The sequence below is a fragment of the Paracoccus sp. (in: a-proteobacteria) genome (assembly GCF_030538695.1).
Taxonomy (GTDB): Bacteria; Pseudomonadota; Alphaproteobacteria; order Rhodobacterales; family Rhodobacteraceae; genus Paracoccus.
Window position 1 is genome coordinate 35,677 of sequence record NZ_JAUNTN010000018.1, and the last position, 15,528, is coordinate 51,204.

The 15,528-nt window shown below is 63.1% G+C and carries 13 protein-coding genes; 2 read left to right on the forward strand and 11 right to left on the reverse strand.

Annotation, left to right across the window (positions count from 1 at the left end; genetic code table 11):
- Positions 1-35: 35 nt before the first annotated feature.
- The 7 genes from Q4G24_RS11430 to Q4G24_RS11460 all read right to left on the reverse strand — a co-directional run bounded on the left by Q4G24_RS11430 (position 36) and on the right by Q4G24_RS11460 (position 8,492).
- Complete coding sequence (locus tag Q4G24_RS11430) at positions 36-482, reverse strand: cytochrome c-type biogenesis protein (RefSeq protein ID WP_303366663.1); 447 nt, start codon at positions 480-482, stop codon at positions 36-38.
- The gene (locus tag Q4G24_RS11435) at positions 479-2,440 is read right to left on the reverse strand and encodes a heme lyase CcmF/NrfE family subunit (RefSeq protein WP_303366664.1); all 1,962 of its coding nucleotides are present in this window, start codon (positions 2,438-2,440) and stop codon (positions 479-481) included. The genes Q4G24_RS11430 and Q4G24_RS11435 overlap by 4 nt, the downstream gene beginning before the upstream one ends.
- A gap of 96 nt (positions 2,441-2,536) precedes the next feature.
- Positions 2,537-3,046, reverse strand: a complete 510-nt coding sequence (locus Q4G24_RS11440; RefSeq protein ID WP_303366665.1) for a holin family protein — start codon at positions 3,044-3,046, stop codon at positions 2,537-2,539.
- On the reverse strand, positions 3,037-3,648 hold the full coding sequence (locus Q4G24_RS11445) for a holin-associated N-acetylmuramidase (protein WP_303366666.1): 612 nt from the start codon (positions 3,646-3,648) through the stop codon (positions 3,037-3,039). Before Q4G24_RS11445 ends, Q4G24_RS11440 begins: the two co-directional genes overlap by 10 nt.
- A 79-nt stretch (positions 3,649-3,727) precedes the next feature.
- Positions 3,728-4,177: a cytochrome c maturation protein CcmE gene (ccmE, locus tag Q4G24_RS11450; RefSeq protein ID WP_303366667.1), complete on the reverse strand. Its 450-nt coding sequence runs from the start codon at positions 4,175-4,177 to the stop codon at positions 3,728-3,730.
- Positions 4,178-4,195: 18 nt separating this feature from the next.
- A complete protein-coding gene (locus Q4G24_RS11455) occupies positions 4,196-5,008 on the reverse strand; it encodes a glutamate racemase (RefSeq protein WP_303366668.1) in 813 nt (270 codons plus the stop codon).
- 73 nt (positions 5,009-5,081) lie between these two features.
- Positions 5,082-8,492, reverse strand: a complete 3,411-nt coding sequence (locus tag Q4G24_RS11460) for an indolepyruvate ferredoxin oxidoreductase family protein (RefSeq protein WP_303366669.1) — start codon at positions 8,490-8,492, stop codon at positions 5,082-5,084.
- Positions 8,493-8,669: 177 nt separating this feature from the next.
- On the opposite strand from Q4G24_RS11460, the gene Q4G24_RS11465 reads away from it, so the two are divergent.
- Both Q4G24_RS11465 and purL read left to right on the forward strand, forming a co-directional pair.
- A complete protein-coding gene (locus tag Q4G24_RS11465) occupies positions 8,670-9,599 on the forward strand; it encodes a LysR family transcriptional regulator (RefSeq protein WP_303366670.1) in 930 nt (309 codons plus the stop codon).
- Positions 9,600-9,818: 219 nt separating this feature from the next.
- A complete protein-coding gene (gene purL, locus Q4G24_RS11470) occupies positions 9,819-11,990 on the forward strand; it encodes a phosphoribosylformylglycinamidine synthase subunit PurL (protein ID WP_303366671.1) in 2,172 nt (723 codons plus the stop codon).
- Positions 11,991-12,022: 32 nt separating this feature from the next.
- Here the strand turns inward: purL and ribD are convergent, their stop codons facing one another.
- The 4 genes from ribD to rmuC all read right to left on the reverse strand — a co-directional run bounded on the left by ribD (position 12,023) and on the right by rmuC (position 15,419).
- Positions 12,023-13,087: a bifunctional diaminohydroxyphosphoribosylaminopyrimidine deaminase/5-amino-6-(5-phosphoribosylamino)uracil reductase RibD gene (gene ribD, locus Q4G24_RS11475; RefSeq protein ID WP_303366672.1), complete on the reverse strand. Its 1,065-nt coding sequence runs from the start codon at positions 13,085-13,087 to the stop codon at positions 12,023-12,025.
- Positions 13,084-13,542, reverse strand: a complete 459-nt coding sequence (gene nrdR, locus Q4G24_RS11480) for a transcriptional regulator NrdR (RefSeq protein WP_303366673.1) — start codon at positions 13,540-13,542, stop codon at positions 13,084-13,086. Before nrdR ends, ribD begins: the two co-directional genes overlap by 4 nt.
- Before the next feature lie 123 nt (positions 13,543-13,665).
- On the reverse strand, positions 13,666-14,079 hold the full coding sequence (locus tag Q4G24_RS11485) for a secondary thiamine-phosphate synthase enzyme YjbQ (RefSeq protein WP_303366674.1): 414 nt from the start codon (positions 14,077-14,079) through the stop codon (positions 13,666-13,668).
- Entirely contained in the window at positions 14,076-15,419 is a 1,344-nt protein-coding gene (rmuC, locus tag Q4G24_RS11490; RefSeq protein ID WP_303366675.1) for a DNA recombination protein RmuC, read from the reverse strand. The genes Q4G24_RS11485 and rmuC overlap by 4 nt, the downstream gene beginning before the upstream one ends.
- Positions 15,420-15,528: the final 109 nt, after the last annotated feature.

Below are 15,528 nucleotides of genomic sequence, written 5' to 3' on the forward strand. Positions count from 1 at the left end.
CCGGCACGACGGCGACGGCAATCCCTGCCGCCGCGTCATTCCTTCAGGATGCGCTCCAGCTCGGCCTGTTCATCCGCCGACAGTGGCGCTGTCCCGGTTTCCTCGCGGCGGCTGCGGATGTAAAGCCAGCCCCCCAGCAGCGCCAGCAGCGCCATCACCGGCCCGGCCAGCCACAAAACCAGATTGCCGCCGGTCTTGGACGGATTGAACAGCACGAACTCGCCATAGCGCGAGGTCACGGCCTCGATCACCTCCGCATCGGAATCGCCCTCGACCAGCCGTTCGCGCACATAAAGCCGCAGGTCGCGGCTGATCCCGGCATTGGAATCGTCGATATTCTCGCCCTGACAGACCGGGCAGCGTAACTGCTGCGAAATGCCCCGCGCCCGCGATTCCAGCGCAGGATCGTCCAGCACCTCATCAGGTTGCACGGCAAAAGCGGGGCTGGCCAGCAGGGCCGCAATCAGAACCAGACGTTTCATTCCGCAGCCACCCTTTTTGCCGCCACCCGCCGCGCCCCGGCCGCCACCCGATAGCGGCGGTCGGACAGGCTGATAAGCCCGCCAAGCGACATGAAGGCACAGCCCAGCCAGATCCACATGGTAAACGGTTTCACATAGGATCGCACCGCCCAGCCGCCATCCGCCTGCGGATCACCGATCACCAGATAGATGTCACCGAACAGGCCAGACCGGATCGCGGCCTCGGTCGTGGGCATGGCCTGCACCGGATAGACCCGCTTTTCCGGGTAAAGTGTGGTGATCTGACGCCCGCCGCGGAACACCTCCATCGTGGCGCGGGTCGCGGTATAGTTCGGCCCCGGCACCTCCTGCACATCGGCAAGGTGGATCGTATAGGCGCCGATGTCATAGCTATCACCGATTTTCGCGGTGCGGATGCTTTCCTGTTGCCAGCCAAGCAGAAGTGAAACCCCGATGAACAGCACCCCAAGCCCGGCATGGGCAATGGCCTTGCCCCAGTCGGCACGCGGCAAGCGCAGCAGGCGCGACGCACCGCTGTTGCCAGTGCGCATCCACAATTCCGCCGCCGCGCCGAAGATCAGCCATGACCCCAGCCCGGCCCCGATCACGGCCAGCGCCGTGTTGCCTGTGGACACCGACCAGACCAGCAGCATCACCGCCGCCGCCAACGCCAAGGCCCCCCGCAGCGGGCGCAGCGCATTGCCGATCCGCCCGCGTTTCCACGGCAGCACCGCGCCAATGGGCAGCACAATCGCCAGCGCGACCATGAAGGGGGTGAAAGCCTGGTTAAAGAACGGCTCGCCCACCGACAGTTTGCGGTTCCAAAGCAATTCCGCGATCAGCGGCCACATGGTCCCAATGAACACCACGAAAGACGACACCGCCAGCAGGATATTGTTCAGCACCAAGGCACCCTCGCGGGAAACCGGGGCAAAGACGCCCTTGGCCGCCATCCGGTTTGCCCGCATGGTGTAAAGCACCAGACCGCCGCCGGTGAAAAAGGCCAGAATTCCAAGGATAAACACGCCACGCTGCGGGTCGCTGGCAAAGCTGTGAACCGAGGTAATCACCCCCGAACGCACGATGAAAGTCCCCATCAGCGAAAAGCCAAAGGCCAGAATCGCCAGCAGGATCGTCCAGCTTTTCAGGACTTCACGCTTTTCCACCACGATGGCCGAATGAAGCAGGGCGGCAGCAAACAGCCACGGCATGAAGCTGGCGTTTTCAACCGGATCCCAGAACCAGAACCCGCCCCAACCCAGCTCATAATAGGCCCACCACGAACCAAGCGCGATACCAATGGTCAGAAATACCCAAGCCGCCAGCGTCCACGGCCGCACCCAACGCGCCCAGGCGGCGTCGATGCGGCCCTCGATCAGTGCCGCCATGGCAAAGCTGAAGGACATCGAAAGCCCGACATAGCCAAGGTAAAGGAACGGCGGGTGGAAGGCCAGTCCGGGGTCTTGCAACAAGGGGTTCAGGTCACGCCCGTCCAAGGCCGGAAACGGCATCCGCTCGAACGGGTTCGAGGTCAGCAGGATGAACAGCAAAAACGCCACCCCGATCGAGGCCTGAACCGACAGCACCCGCGCCCGCAATCCCGGCGGCAGGTTATCTCCGAACACCGCCGCCGCTGCGCCAAACAGCGCCAGAATCAGCGCCCACAGCAGCATCGAGCCTTCGTGGTTGCCCCAGACACCCGACACTTTGTAAAGCATCGGCTTGAGGCTGTGCGAGTTCGCATAGACCACCGACAGCGAAAAATCCGAGGTCACAAAAGCATAGGTCAGCGCCGCAAAGGACAGGCCGATCAGCCCGAATTGCGCCAAGGCAGCGGTGCGCCCGGCCTCCATCCAGACGGGCCAGTTGCGGCTGGCACCGATCATCGGCACGATCATCTGAAACAGGGCCACCCCAAGGGCGAGGACCAGTGCGAAATGGCCGAATTCTGCGATCATGCGAGGTCTCCTTTTGCGGCGGACACTAACGAAAGGGGCGCATATGCGAAAGCCCCCGCCGGGGACGGGGGCTTCACAAATTGTCGCAGATCGGGGTTATTGACCTGCGGCCCAATCCCGCAACGCGGCATTATCGCTGAAATCGCCGGCCGCTGACTTAACCGTCAACGACACCGGGGACTCGACCGGCGCAGTCGCAGGGGTGGCTTTACGGATGCGGTAATAATGCGCCTCCCGCGCACCGAAATAGAACGAAACAATCGCCCCCAGCAGCCACCACAGCGGTTCCGGCACCTCAGCCAGCCCGGCCATGCGCAGCCCGAAACCGGGCGGATCGACCATCGCATAGACGAACAAGGCCATCGTTCCCAGCGCCAGAAATGGTCGAGGAAGTCTGTTCACGCCATTGATAAGGCTGTCAAACACGCCCGGCCGCGCAATGGTGAACTCGGTTCCGAACTGATCCAGCGCGGTGCCATGTGCGGCTGCGTCCAATTCAAGCTTGCGAGTCGCATTGGGGGTAAAGACCTCGGCCAGCCCGGTTGCGGCCTGCCCCACCGCCTGCATGGCGGGGCCTGCGCCAAGAATACGCCCAATCATGCCCATGTCGCAGTCCTTTCGCGGTGCTGCGCTTCGGTCAGGTGATACCGGGCCGAGATAAACTCCTCCGCCCGCCTGATCCAGCCGCCCTTGCCGCCCGCGTTGCTGCGGGCGTATTTGCGGCTGGCGGGTCGCTGATTGGCCAGGCGATAGTAATAATTGCGCCGCTCGATTCCGTAGGCATCGGTGATATGGCGCGGCGCGGCCTCGGTTGCGGCATGAACGGCGGCGCGGGTCAGCGGCCCGATCACCCCATCATCCTGCGCCGGAAAGCCCATGCGACTGACCAGACGTTGCAGAATTTTCACCGCATTATTGCCCGCATTCACATACATATCAAAGACGCTGGCCTGCAACGCTGGCGGCAGCCCATCCAGCCCCGGCCCGTTGAAATAGTGTTGCACAAAGATGTCGCGGGCCTGCGCACGGGTCAGCGCCCGCACATCCGCCTTATCGACCTTGCCATCGCGATTCAGGTCCAGCCCAAGCCGGCGCATCGTGCCGATGGTCACGCCGTAATTCGTCGCCCCGCCGGGGTCCGAGGGGTCATCGACATAGCCCCCTTCTCGCGCGACGATTTCCGTCGCAATTTGCTCTACGGTTTTCATTCCGCCCCCTTTTCGCCTGAAAACGACGGCAAGACTGGGGCGGAATGGTTAACGCAGCCTTAATGGCCCGCGCGTTGCGTCAGGAATTGGGCTCCTGATAAACGCCCTGTTCTTTCAAGGAATCAATGACTTCGCGCGGCATGTATTCCTCGTCATGCTTGGCCAGCAGCGAGCGTGCCTCGAACACGCCATTAACCAAATGGCCTTTGGCGATGGTGCCGCTGTTTTCGGTGAACAGATCCGGGCGCGGGTCCGAGCCGACATAGCTGACCGGCACTTCGTTCGCGCCATCTGTGATCACAAAATCAAAGGCCACCCCATCGCGGTTCACGATCGAGCCTTCTTTCACCAAGCCCCCAAGGTCGAAATATTCGGAATCCGACGGCGGGCTTTCAACAACCTGCGTCGGGCTGCGATACAAGTTGATGCCATCACGAAAGCCGTAGCCGATCAGCGCGGTGGCCGCGACCAGCGCAATGAAGGCCAGTACGATCACCTGAACGCGGCGCTTTTTCTTGAGTGATTTCATGGCGGAAAGCTCCTTTCTTCAGGCTGCCTCGAACTGCACCGGGGTGCGTAGAAACTGGGTCGCCTTGGACGAGACCCGCGCCGGGTCTCCAGTGGTCAGGCAGCGCGAGGCGGTCCCCGCCCCGATCATCGACGGGTGACGCTGCAAATAATCGGCAAGGCTGTCAGCGACCAGCCCGGCCTGTGAAAACACCTGCACATTCGCCCCCAAGGCATCCTGAAATGCCTTTTGCATCAAGGGATAATGGGTGCAGCCCAGAATGGCAGCCTGCGGGTGAGGCATCCGGCGTTTCAGCGCCTCGACATGAGACCGCACCAGCGCCTCGGCCAACAATTCGTCGCCATCCTCAATCGCATCGACGACACCACCGCAGGGCTGCGCCTCGACATCAACGCCAATGGCGCGAAACGCCAGCTCGCGCTGGAACGCCCGGCTGGCGACGGTCGCCGGGGTGGCGAACAACGCGACATTTTCCACCGCGACCTTGCGCGGCGGCGAGTTATCACCCCATTGCCGTTCGGTCAGCGCCTCGATCAGCGGCACAAACACCCCAAGCACACGCTTGTTTTCCGGCAGCCAGCTTTCCTGCATCCGCCGCAGCGCCGCCGCCGAAGCGGTGTTACAGGCCAGAATAACCAGATCACAACCTTCGGCCCACAGCCGTTCGACGCTGGCGCAGGTCAGGTTGAAAATATCATCCGCCGTCCGCACCCCATAGGGCGCATGGGCATTGTCGCCCAGATAGACCAGCGGCAGGTCGGGCAGGCGCTTGCGAATGGCGCTCCAGACGGTCAGCCCGCCAAGCCCTGAATCGAAAACGCCGACCGCCATGCCACACCCTTTCCCGTTGCGCGGCCCCTTTTACGCCGGGGCCGCGGGGAATACCATGACTTTGGACAAGCGCCTATTCAGCGGCCTGTAACGTCACCGGCGGGTTGTCGAACTGCTGCAAAAGCACGTCCAGCCGGGCAGAAGCCGCCTTTTCAGCGCGTTCCTTGACCGGACCATAGCCCCGAACCGAGAGCGGCAATTCAGCGATTTCCTGCGCAATCGCGCGGTTTTTATCGGTGACGCGCGGGAACAGGCCGGCCATCAGGGTTTCATATTCGCGGATAGCGCGACGCTCGGCCCGGCGCTCACCCAGCCAGCCGAACGGGTCCAGCGGCGTGCCGCGCAGGCCCTTCATCCGGGCCAGCACACCGAACAGCCGTTCCGCCCAAGGCCCGAAGGCGCGTTTACGCGGGCGGCCCTCGGCGTCACGACCCCACATCACCGGCGGCGCGAGGTGCCAGATCACCCGCATTTCGCCACCTTCCTTCGACGGCTCGAACGCCTCGGCCACGCGGGCGCGGGTTTGCAAATGCAGCCGCGCAACCTCGTATTCATCCTTATAGGTCAGCAGCTTATGATAGCCCCGCGCGACAGGCTCGCGCAGCTCGGCAGGTGCCTGATCGACCAGCGCCATAAAGCGCCGCGCCAGCCGCTCGTTCTGGTATTCAGCCACCCGCGCCGCCAGATCGGCAACCGGATCACCCGGCAACGCCACGACATTGGGTTCCGCAACCGCCTGCGCCACGCCTGCCGGATCGGTGACAGCCCAACGCCCGATCTCGAAGGCGCGCTGGTTTTCCGCCACCTTGGCCCCGTTCAGCGCAATCGCCTGCATGATCGCCTCATGCGTCAGCGGCAACAGCCCCCGCTGCCACGCACCACCAAGCACCAGCATGTTAGAATAGATCGAATCCCCCAGCAGCCGCAGCGCCAGCGTCGAGGCGTCAAAGAACCCCACACGGTCCCCCAGACGCGCCTCCAGCGATAGCCTCAACTGGCCGGTCGGCACCTGAAAATCACGATTGCGGGTGAACTCTCCGGTCACGATTTCATGGTCATTGACCACCGCGCCGGTGCGCCCCGAGGTCATCAACCCCAGCGTTTTCGCCCCGGCCGAAACCACCAGATCGCCGCCGATCACGCAGTCAGCCTCGCCCACGGCGACACGGATGGCGGAAATATCCTCGGGCCGGTTGGCAAGGCGCAGGTGGATATGCACCGCCCCGCCCTTTTGGGCCAGCCCTGCCATCTCCATCATGCCGGCGCCCTTGCCGTCGATATGGGCAGCCTGCGCCAGAACGGCACCGATGGTCACGACCCCGGTGCCACCCACGCCGGTAATCACCACATTATGCGTGCCGTTGATTGCGGGCAGCGCAGGCGCGGGCAGCGCAGGCAGATCGAAAGCCGCAGCCTTGGGGCGGCGAGGCTTGCCCCCCTCGACCGTCACGAAACTGGGGCAAAAGCCGTTCAGGCAGGAAAAATCCTTGTTGCAGGACGATTGGTCAATCGCCCGTTTCCGCCCCAGAGGCGTCTCGACCGGCACCACCGAAACGCAATTCGACTGCACCGAGCAATCCCCGCAGCCCTCGCAGACATCAGTGTTGATCCACACCCGGCGGTCAGGATCAGGGAACGCCCCCTTCTTGCGCCGCCGCCGCTTTTCCGCCGCGCAGGTCTGGATATACAGGATCGCACTGACGCCCTGCGCGGTTTCCAGATCGCGCTGCACCGCCATCAGCTTGTTCCGCGTTTCGAACCGCAGCCCCGAAGGGAAGCGCCCCCGGTCGATGTCCTCTTTCTCGTCATGGACCACCACAACCGGATCGACGCCCATCGCCACCAGTTCCCGCGCAATCTGATCGGCAGTCAGCCCGCCTTCGTTCGGCTGGCCGCCGGTCATCGCCACGGCGTCGTTGAACAGGATCTTATAGGTGATATTCGTTCCCGCCGCCTTGGCCGCGCGGATCGCCAGCGAACCCGAGTGGTTATAGGTGCCGTCACCAAGGTTCTGAAACACATGGCCGCGTTTGGAAAACGGTGCTTCACCGACCCAGTTCACGCCCTCGGCCCCCATATGGGTAAAGCCGTTGGTTTCGCGCCCCATCCATTGCACCATATAGTGACAGCCGATCCCGGCATAGGCGCGGCTGCCTTCTGGCAGGCGGGTGCTGCTGTTATGCGGACAGCCCGAGCAGAACCACGGCGTCCGCACCGCAATTTCCGGCGCATTATCGGCGCGGCGGCTTTCCGCGATACGGTCCAGCGCAGCACGCAGGCTTTCGGTGCCGCGGCCTTCCTCGATCAGGATGCCGCCCAGCTTCTCGGCAATCATCACCGGATCAAGGGCATAGCGGGTCGGGAACACCTCGGCCCCGGTGCGGTCATGCTTCCAGCCGATCACCCGGCGGCCCTTGCGATTATCGAAAATCGCCTCTTTGACCTGCACCTCGATCAGCTTGCGCTTTTCCTCGACCACGATCACCATATCCAGCGGCTCGGACCACTCCTGAAAGCTGCGCATGTCCATGGGCCAGGTCTGGCCGATCTTATAGGTGGTGATCCCCAGCCGCTCTGCACCCGCCTGATCCAGCCCCAGCAAAGACAGCGCATGAACCACGTCCAGCCAGTTCTTGCCCGCCGCGCAAATGCCGATTTTGGCATCCGGGCGGCCCCACACCTTGCGGTCGATGCGGTTGGCGCGGGCGAAAGCCTCGGCGGCAAAGCGTTTGAAATCAATCATCCGCACTTCCTGCGCCACCGGCGTATCACCAAGGCGGATGTTCAGCCCGCCCGGCGGCATGGCAAAATCGGGCGTCACCAGCGACATGCGGAACGGGTCGCCATCGACGACGCTGGTCGCCTCAACCGTGTCCTTCATGGTTTTCAGCCCGACCCAGACACCGGCAAAACGCGACAGCGCAAAGCCGTAAACCCCATAATCAAGGATTTCCTGAACCCCGGCGGGCGAGATCACCGGCATATAGGCATCGACCATCGCCCAATCCGACTGATGCAGCACGGTCGAGCTTTCGCCGGTGTGATCGTCGCCCATCGCCATCAGCACGCCGCCATGGGCGCTGGACCCGGCCATATTCGCATGGCGCATCACATCGCCGGACCGATCCACCCCCGGCCCCTTGCCATACCACAGGCCGAACACACCGTCATAGCGGCCTTCGCCGCGTATCTCGGCCTGCTGGCTGCCCCAAATGGCGGTGGCGGCAAGGTCTTCGTTCAGCCCCGGCTGAAACAGCACATCCGACGCCGACAGCAGCTTTTGCGCCTTCATCATCTGCAAATCGACGCCACCCAGCGGGCTGCCACGATAGCCCGTGACCAGCCCCGCCGTATGCAGCCCCGCCGCCTTGTCGCGCGCCGCCTGCATCAGCATCAGGCGCACCAGCGCCTGCGTGCCGTTCAGCAACACCTGATGCTTGGTCAGGTCGAACCGATCATTCAGTGAAAATCCCTGTGCGGTCATCTGGCAGCCTCCCCTCTGCTGGATGTTTCGGCAAGTATAGGTCAGTTTTACTGACCAACCAAGGAAAATCTGCCGCATCAGATTTCCTTGTTTTACCCGTGACTTGTGCTAGTGTTGCGCTGAGCGCATGGCAGAACGGCATTTTCGCATGGGCCTGCGACAACAAGGACAAGCATCATGGACTGGGACAAGCTGCGCATCTTTCACGCCGTTGCCGATGCCGGCAGCCTGACCCATGCGGGCGATGCGCTGCACCTGTCGCAATCCGCCGTCAGCCGCCAGATCCGCGCGCTTGAAGAATCGCTGGCCACCACCCTGTTTCACCGCCATGCACGCGGGCTGATCCTGACCGAACAGGGCGAAATCCTGTTCAACGCCACCCGCGACATGAGCAGCCTTCTGGATACCACCGCCGCCCGCATCCGCGACAGCGAAGATCACGTCTTTGGCGAGTTGAAAGTCACCACCACGACCGGCTTTGGCAGCATGTGGCTGGTGCCACGTCTGGCGAAACTTTATGCGCGTTATCCTGACCTGAAAATCGACCTGATGCTGGAGGAGCGCGTTCTGGACCTGCCCATGCGCGAGGCCGACGTGGCCATTCGCATGAAAGAACCCAGCCAATCCGACCTGATCCGGCGGCGGCTTCTGAACATCAGGATGCGGCTTTACGCCACACAACGCTATCTGGATGAGACCGGCCTGCCGGAAAATCTGCCTGATCTTTCAGCACACCGGCTGATCTGCCAGAACCCGCAGGTGCCACAAGTCGCCTCGGGGGCGGTGCTGTCACAGGAATTGCTGACCCAGAACCCGCGGTCCATGCTGATGGTGAACAACTATTTCGGTGTGCTGCAAGCGGTGCTGAGCGACGTTGGCATCGGCGTTCTGCCCGATTATCTGGTCGCGGATTTCCCCGATCTGATCCGCGTTTTGCCCGAGATCGAATCCGGCGAAGTCCCGGTTTTCCTTGCCTTCCCCGAAGAACTGCGCAGCTCGCGCCGGGTCACGGCTTTCCGCGATTTCGTTCTGGAGGAAATCCAGTCCCATCGTCGCTGGCAGGCCGAAACCGAAATGGATGACACAAGCCATGCGAATGGCGCATAGCGGATATGCCACCAAACCATCCGCTTAGGCTTGCAAGGCAGGCACCACGCCCATACATCGGGCATTGAAGGAACACAGGGGCATTTGCCCTTCCTTCACCTCCCTGTTGGACTTGCGCCGGGCCTTGCGCCCGGCTTTTTTTTACCCTGCGTCCTGCTGCCCCTTTTCCGCGCCCCTTGCGGCCCTTAAAAGACAGGGCAACGCATATAGGGGGCCACCATGACCGAACCGACCATCACACCGGAACTGATTGCGGCGCACGGCCTCAAACCCGACGAATACAGCCGTATCCTTGAGATCATCGGTCGTGAGCCGAGTTTCACGGAACTTGGCATTTTCAGCGCCATGTGGAACGAGCATTGTTCCTATAAATCCTCGAAAAAATGGCTGCGCACCCTGCCGACCGAAGGCCCGCAGGTGATCTGCGGCCCCGGCGAAAACGCCGGCGTGGTCGATATTGGCGACGGACAAGCTGTTGTTTTCAAAATGGAAAGCCACAACCACCCATCCTATATTGAACCCCATCAGGGCGCGGCAACCGGGGTTGGTGGTATCCTGCGCGATGTGTTCACCATGGGCGCACGTCCCATCGCCGCGATGAATTCGCTGTCCTTTGGTCGCCCGGAACACCCCAAGACCCCGCATCTGGTGAAAGGTGTGGTCGAGGGGATTGGCGCCTATGGCAACGCGTTTGGCGTGCCTACCATTGGCGGCGAGGTGCGTTTTCATCGCAGCTATGATGGCAACTGTCTGGTGAACGCCTTTGCGGCGGGGCTGGCCGATGCGGATAAGATTTTCTATTCGGCCGCCTCGGGGATCGGGATGCCGGTGGTCTATCTGGGTGCCAAAACCGGCCGCGACGGCGTCGGCGGCGCAACCATGGCCAGCGCCGAGTTCGACGACACGATCGAGGAAAAGCGCCCCACCGTTCAGGTTGGCGACCCCTTCACCGAGAAATGCCTGCTGGAAGCCTGCCTGGAGCTGATGGCCTCTGGCTCGGTGATTTCCATTCAGGACATGGGGGCCGCAGGGCTGACCTGTTCTGCCGTGGAAATGGGCGACAAGGGCGGTTTGGGCATCAAACTGATGCTGGATCACGTCCCGCAACGCGAAACCAACATGACGGCCTATGAAATGATGCTGTCGGAATCGCAGGAGCGGATGCTGATGGTGCTGAAGCCTGAAAAAGAGGCCGAGGCCCGTGCGATTTTCGAAAAATGGGATCTGGATTTCGCCATTGTTGGCGAAACCATTGCCGAGGACCGCTTCCTGATCCTGCACGGCAATGAGGTCATGGCCGATCTGCCGCTGTCGAAGCTGTCGTCCTCGGCCCCGGAATATGACCGTCCGTGGATCGCCACCCCACCGGCCGATGCCATGCCCGCCCTGCCTGCGATCACCCCCATCACCGGCCTGCGCGCCCTGATCGGCAGCCCGAATTACGCCCGAAAGTCATGGGTCTGGGAACAGTATGACAGCCAGGTCGGGGCCGATACGGTCCGCCGCCCCGGTCTTGGGGCGGGTGTGGTGCGCGTCCACGGCACCGACAAGGCACTGGCCTTCACCAGCGACGTGACACCGCGCTATGTCAAGGCCAACCCGGTCGAGGGCGGCAAGCAGGCCGTGGCCGAGGCGTTCCGCAACCTCTGTGCCGTTGGCGCGCGCCCCTTGGCGACCACCGATAACCTGAACTTTGGCAACCCGGAAAAGCCTGAAATCATGGGGCAATTTGTCGGTGCCATTGAGGGCATCGGACAGGCCGTCGCGGCGCTGGATATGCCCATCGTGTCGGGCAACGTCTCGCTTTACAACGAAACCGATGGCAAGGGCATCCTGCCGACACCGACCATCGGTGCGGTCGGGCTGCTGGATCATCTGGACGATCTGATTGCGGGTCTGCCGCAACCGGGCGATGTGGCGCTGCTGATCGGCAAGACGGCTGGCCATCTTGGCCAATCCGCGCTGGCTGCCGAAGCCTTCGGGATTGAGTCCGGCGACGCCCCCACCGTGGACCTTACCGCCGAACTGGCCCATGGCCAATTCATCCGCACCAATCGCAAGCTGATCGGCGCCACCTGCGACTTGTCGGATGGCGGCCTTGCGCTGGCCGCATTCGAGATGGCCGAGGCTGCGGGCCTTGGCGTCACGCTGGAACCTGCCGACATCGCGCAGCTTTTTGGCGAGGATCAGGCGCGTTACCTGCTGGCCTGCCGCCCCGATCGGGCGCAAGCCCTGCTGGATGCGGCGCAAGCGGCGGGCGTTCCGGCAGCCGTGGCCGGCCGTTTTGGTGGCGACACGATCAGCCTTGGCGGCGACAGCGCCCCGCTGGCCGAGCTTTCGGCCCTTTACCGCGGCGCATTTTCCGCAGCCATCGGCGGCGATCATATGTAAGCGTAAAGCCCTGCTGAATTGCGGGGCTTTACTTACCCATCACGCCGTAAACGCCAGCGGTGGAACAGATCCGGCCCGATACGCTGCACTTCGATCAGATCAAAGCGCGGCGCATCGGTCAGCCGGTTCAGGCTCATCGCCCCGACCGAAGCGCGCCCATCGCCCCCGATCACGACGCCCGCGCTATAGCCGACCAGTTCATCCACCTGCCCGGACCGCAGCAGCGCCGCTGCAAGCTGTCCGCCCCCTTCACAAAACACCCGCGTCAGACCTTCGGCAGCCAAAGCCTGCATGATAGCCAGCGGGTCCAGCCCCCGCGCGTCTTCCGCCACGCGGATCACCCGACCTTGCCCGCCGCCCCCCTGCCCGGTCACACGCCACAGCGGACCATAGCCCGGCCCCTCGGGCAAATCCGGCACAGCCTCACGCGCCACCACCACCCGCAGCGGCTGATGCGTCACGCCCAAATCCCGCACATTCAGCCCCGGCAGATCCGCCCGTGCCGTTCCGCCGCCCACCATCACCGCATCATGTTGTGATCGCAGCAGATGCACATGCCGCCGCGCCTCTGGCCCGGTGATCCATTGGCTGTCACCGCCGCCCGTCGCAATCCGCCCGTCGAAACTGGTTGCCAGCTTCAGGGTCAGCATCGGTCGGCCCAGCGTCACGCGGTTCAGAAATCCGCGCTGCATCACCCGCGCGGCATCCGTCAGGACACCCTCGACCACCTCGACACCTGCCGCCCGCAACATCGCCAGCCCGCGCCCGGACACCCGCTGGTCAGGATCGGTCAGCGCCACAACGACCCGCAAGACCCCGGCCGCGATCAGCGCCTCTGCGCAAGGCGGGGTCTTGCCGTGATGCGCACAGGGTTCCAGCGTGACATAAGCGGTTGCCCCCCGGGCCGCCGCCCCGGCCTGCGCCAAGGCAACCACCTCGGCGTGGGGACGACCACCCGGCTGCGTCCACCCGCGCCCGACCACCCGCCCTTGCGTCACGATCACGCAACCAACCGCCGGATTGGGCCATGTGTTCCCCAATCCCCGCGCCGCCAAGCGCAGCGCATGGGCCATGTGGCGGCTGTCAGCCCCGTTCATTCAACCGAAGGGCGCAGTTCGGAAACGAAGCGGTCAAAATCATCCGGGTCCTGGAAGTTCTTGTAAACACTGGCAAAACGCACATAGGCCACGGTGTCGATCCGGGCCAGCGTCTCCATGACGATCTCACCGATGATTTTCGACGAAATATCGGTCTCACCCATGCTTTCCAGCCGCCGCACGATGCCAGAAATCATCTGGTCGATGCGCTCCGGGTCAACCGGGCGTTTCTGCATGGCAATGCGGATCGAGCGGGACATCTTATCCCGGTCGAAATCCTCGCGCCGGCCATTGGATTTCACCACCACCAGATCGCGCAACTGCACCCGCTCATAGGTGGTGAACCGGCCACCGCAGGCCGGGCAAAAACGGCGGCGGCGGATAGCGACGTTATCTTCGGCCGGACGTGAATCCTTGACCTGCGTATCGACATTTCCGCAAAACGGGCAGCGCATCGGTGTCCCTTTATCTGGAGGCATCACATTCGGTTTCCCCAGCATGATAGCAACCACACGACAACTTGAGTAGCCCGAAACCCCACCCGCAAGATCATGGGGGCAACCTGTTGCCCCCGCGACTCAGTCCGGGCGCATGTGCAAGGTGATATGCCGAAGATGCGGGCGGCTGCGGTGTTCAACCAGATAAATGCCCTGCCATGTGCCAAGCACCATACGCCCCTTGACGAAAGGGATGTTCAGACTGGTGGGCAGAACGGCAGCCTTCAGATGGGCAGGCATATCATCCGGGCCTTCGCTGCGATGGGTGATCCAGCCCATGCCGGGGGCGTCGGCAGCAGGTGCGATGCGGTCCAGCCACGCCAACAGGTCGCGCTGAACCGATGGATCAGCGTTTTCCTGAATCAGCAGCGAACAGGACGTATGCCGCAGGAACAGGGTCAGCAGCCCATCACCCGAGGGCAGAAGCGCCGCCACCCGGTCGGTGATGTCATAGCAGCCCAGCCCTTGCGTTTCGATGCTCAGCCCTGCGATCATTCCGCAACCTCACCCGGCAACAGGTCAGTCTGATCGTGGTCCAGCGCCAGTTTTTTCTGCGCCCGCGCCCCCAATTCACGCAACATTTCCGCCTGACGGATCACGTTGCCCGGCCCCCGCGCCAGCCGGTCCAACGCGGTGTGATGCGCACGCTGCGCCTGATCGAGCGCCTTGCCCACATCTTCGACCGAGGAGACGAAGCCATGCAGCTTGTCATAAAGCGCCCCGGCACGGTTTGCGATTTCCATAGCGTTGCTTTCGCGCCGTTCAACCGTCCAGATATGGTCCACCGTGCGCAAGGCCAGCATCAGGGTCAGCGGCGTCACCAGCCCGACCTTACGATCCACCGCGAAACGGGCAAGGTCAGGATCGGCCTGCATGGCCAGCGCCAGCGCCCCCTCGATCGGGACGAACATCAGCACATAGTCAACGCTGCCATGATCCAGCGCCTGATAGCCCCGCGCCGACAGGCCCGTGACATGCGCCCGCACCGCCGCAACCAGATCACGCAGCGCCTGCCCCCGCGCCTCGGCGTCATCGGCATTTACGGCGCGTTCATAGGCCGACAGCGACACTTTGGCATCAATCACCAGCGCCCGCTCCTGCGGCATATGCACGATCACATCGGGCCGCCAACGACGCCCCTGTTCGTCGGTCGTGCTGGCCTGAACCTGATAATGGGTGCCGCGCAGCAAGCCGGATTCCTCAAGCAGACGTTCCAGCACCATCTCGCCCCAGGCACCTTGACGCTGGCGGTCGCCCTTGAGCGCACGGGTCAGCGCCAGCGCCTCACGCCCCAAATCCTCGGACCGGCGGTGCAGCCCTTCGATCTGTTCGCGTAGCCGGGCGCGTTCCTGATCGACAGCACGGCCCCGGTCACGCAATTCGCGCTGGAACCCGTCCACCTGCTCGCGGAACGGAGTCAGCAGGGCCGACAGCCGGTCGGAATGGGTCTTTTCCAGATCGGCCCCCTTTTGGCGCAGGGTTTCATCGGCCAGCAGGCGGAATTGCCCCGAGATTTCCTCGCGCATCTGTTGGGCGGTTTGCAACCGCGCCTGCGCCCCGGCAAGGTCGCGTTCCAGCCCGGCCAGATCACGGCGGGCCTGATGCAAGGCATCCTTGAAATCATCGCGCTCCTCAGCCAGCGCCACCAGCCGCGCAGCCTGAAAATCCAACCGCTCATCCTGCCGCCCGGCATCAAGCCCGGCTTGCTGCAACAGCGCGTCCAGACGCAGCCGCGCTGACCGCTGCCGCCACCATAGCAGCAGAAAAATCAGGACCAGCGCCCCAAGCAGCACCACCGCCGCCTGTAACGCCCCCGCATCCTGCCAATATCGCATCACCTGTTCCATTGCTGCATGTTCTCGTTTTTCCCCGATAATTTCAAGCTGCAAAGGAACGCTTTCCACAGCTATTTAGTTAAAACTTTATCTTTCTCAGAGGAGTTAC

Excerpts from the sequence above, each read along its gene's own strand:
- Q4G24_RS11430 (WP_303366663.1), bottom strand. The coding sequence starts at position 482 with ATGAAACGTCTGGTTCTGATTGCGGCCCTGCTGGCCAGCCCCGCTTTT.
- Q4G24_RS11435 (WP_303366664.1), bottom strand. The coding sequence starts at position 2,440 with ATGATCGCAGAATTCGGCCATTTCGCACTGGTCCTCGCCCTTGGGGTG.
- Q4G24_RS11440 (WP_303366665.1), bottom strand. The coding sequence starts at position 3,046 with ATGGGCATGATTGGGCGTATTCTTGGCGCAGGCCCCGCCATGCAGGCG.
- Q4G24_RS11445 (WP_303366666.1), bottom strand. The coding sequence starts at position 3,648 with ATGAAAACCGTAGAGCAAATTGCGACGGAAATCGTCGCGCGAGAAGGG.
- ccmE (WP_303366667.1), bottom strand. The coding sequence starts at position 4,177 with ATGAAATCACTCAAGAAAAAGCGCCGCGTTCAGGTGATCGTACTGGCC.
- Q4G24_RS11455 (WP_303366668.1), bottom strand. The coding sequence starts at position 5,008 with ATGGCGGTCGGCGTTTTCGATTCAGGGCTTGGCGGGCTGACCGTCTGG.
- Q4G24_RS11460 (WP_303366669.1), bottom strand. The coding sequence starts at position 8,492 with ATGACCGCACAGGGATTTTCACTGAATGATCGGTTCGACCTGACCAAG.
- Q4G24_RS11465 (WP_303366670.1), top strand. The coding sequence starts at position 8,670 with ATGGACTGGGACAAGCTGCGCATCTTTCACGCCGTTGCCGATGCCGGC.
- purL (WP_303366671.1), top strand. The coding sequence starts at position 9,819 with ATGACCGAACCGACCATCACACCGGAACTGATTGCGGCGCACGGCCTC.
- ribD (WP_303366672.1), bottom strand. The coding sequence starts at position 13,087 with ATGAACGGGGCTGACAGCCGCCACATGGCCCATGCGCTGCGCTTGGCG.
- nrdR (WP_303366673.1), bottom strand. The coding sequence starts at position 13,542 with ATGCGCTGCCCGTTTTGCGGAAATGTCGATACGCAGGTCAAGGATTCA.
- Q4G24_RS11485 (WP_303366674.1), bottom strand. The coding sequence starts at position 14,079 with ATGATCGCAGGGCTGAGCATCGAAACGCAAGGGCTGGGCTGCTATGAC.
- rmuC (WP_303366675.1), bottom strand. The coding sequence starts at position 15,419 with ATGCGATATTGGCAGGATGCGGGGGCGTTACAGGCGGCGGTGGTGCTG.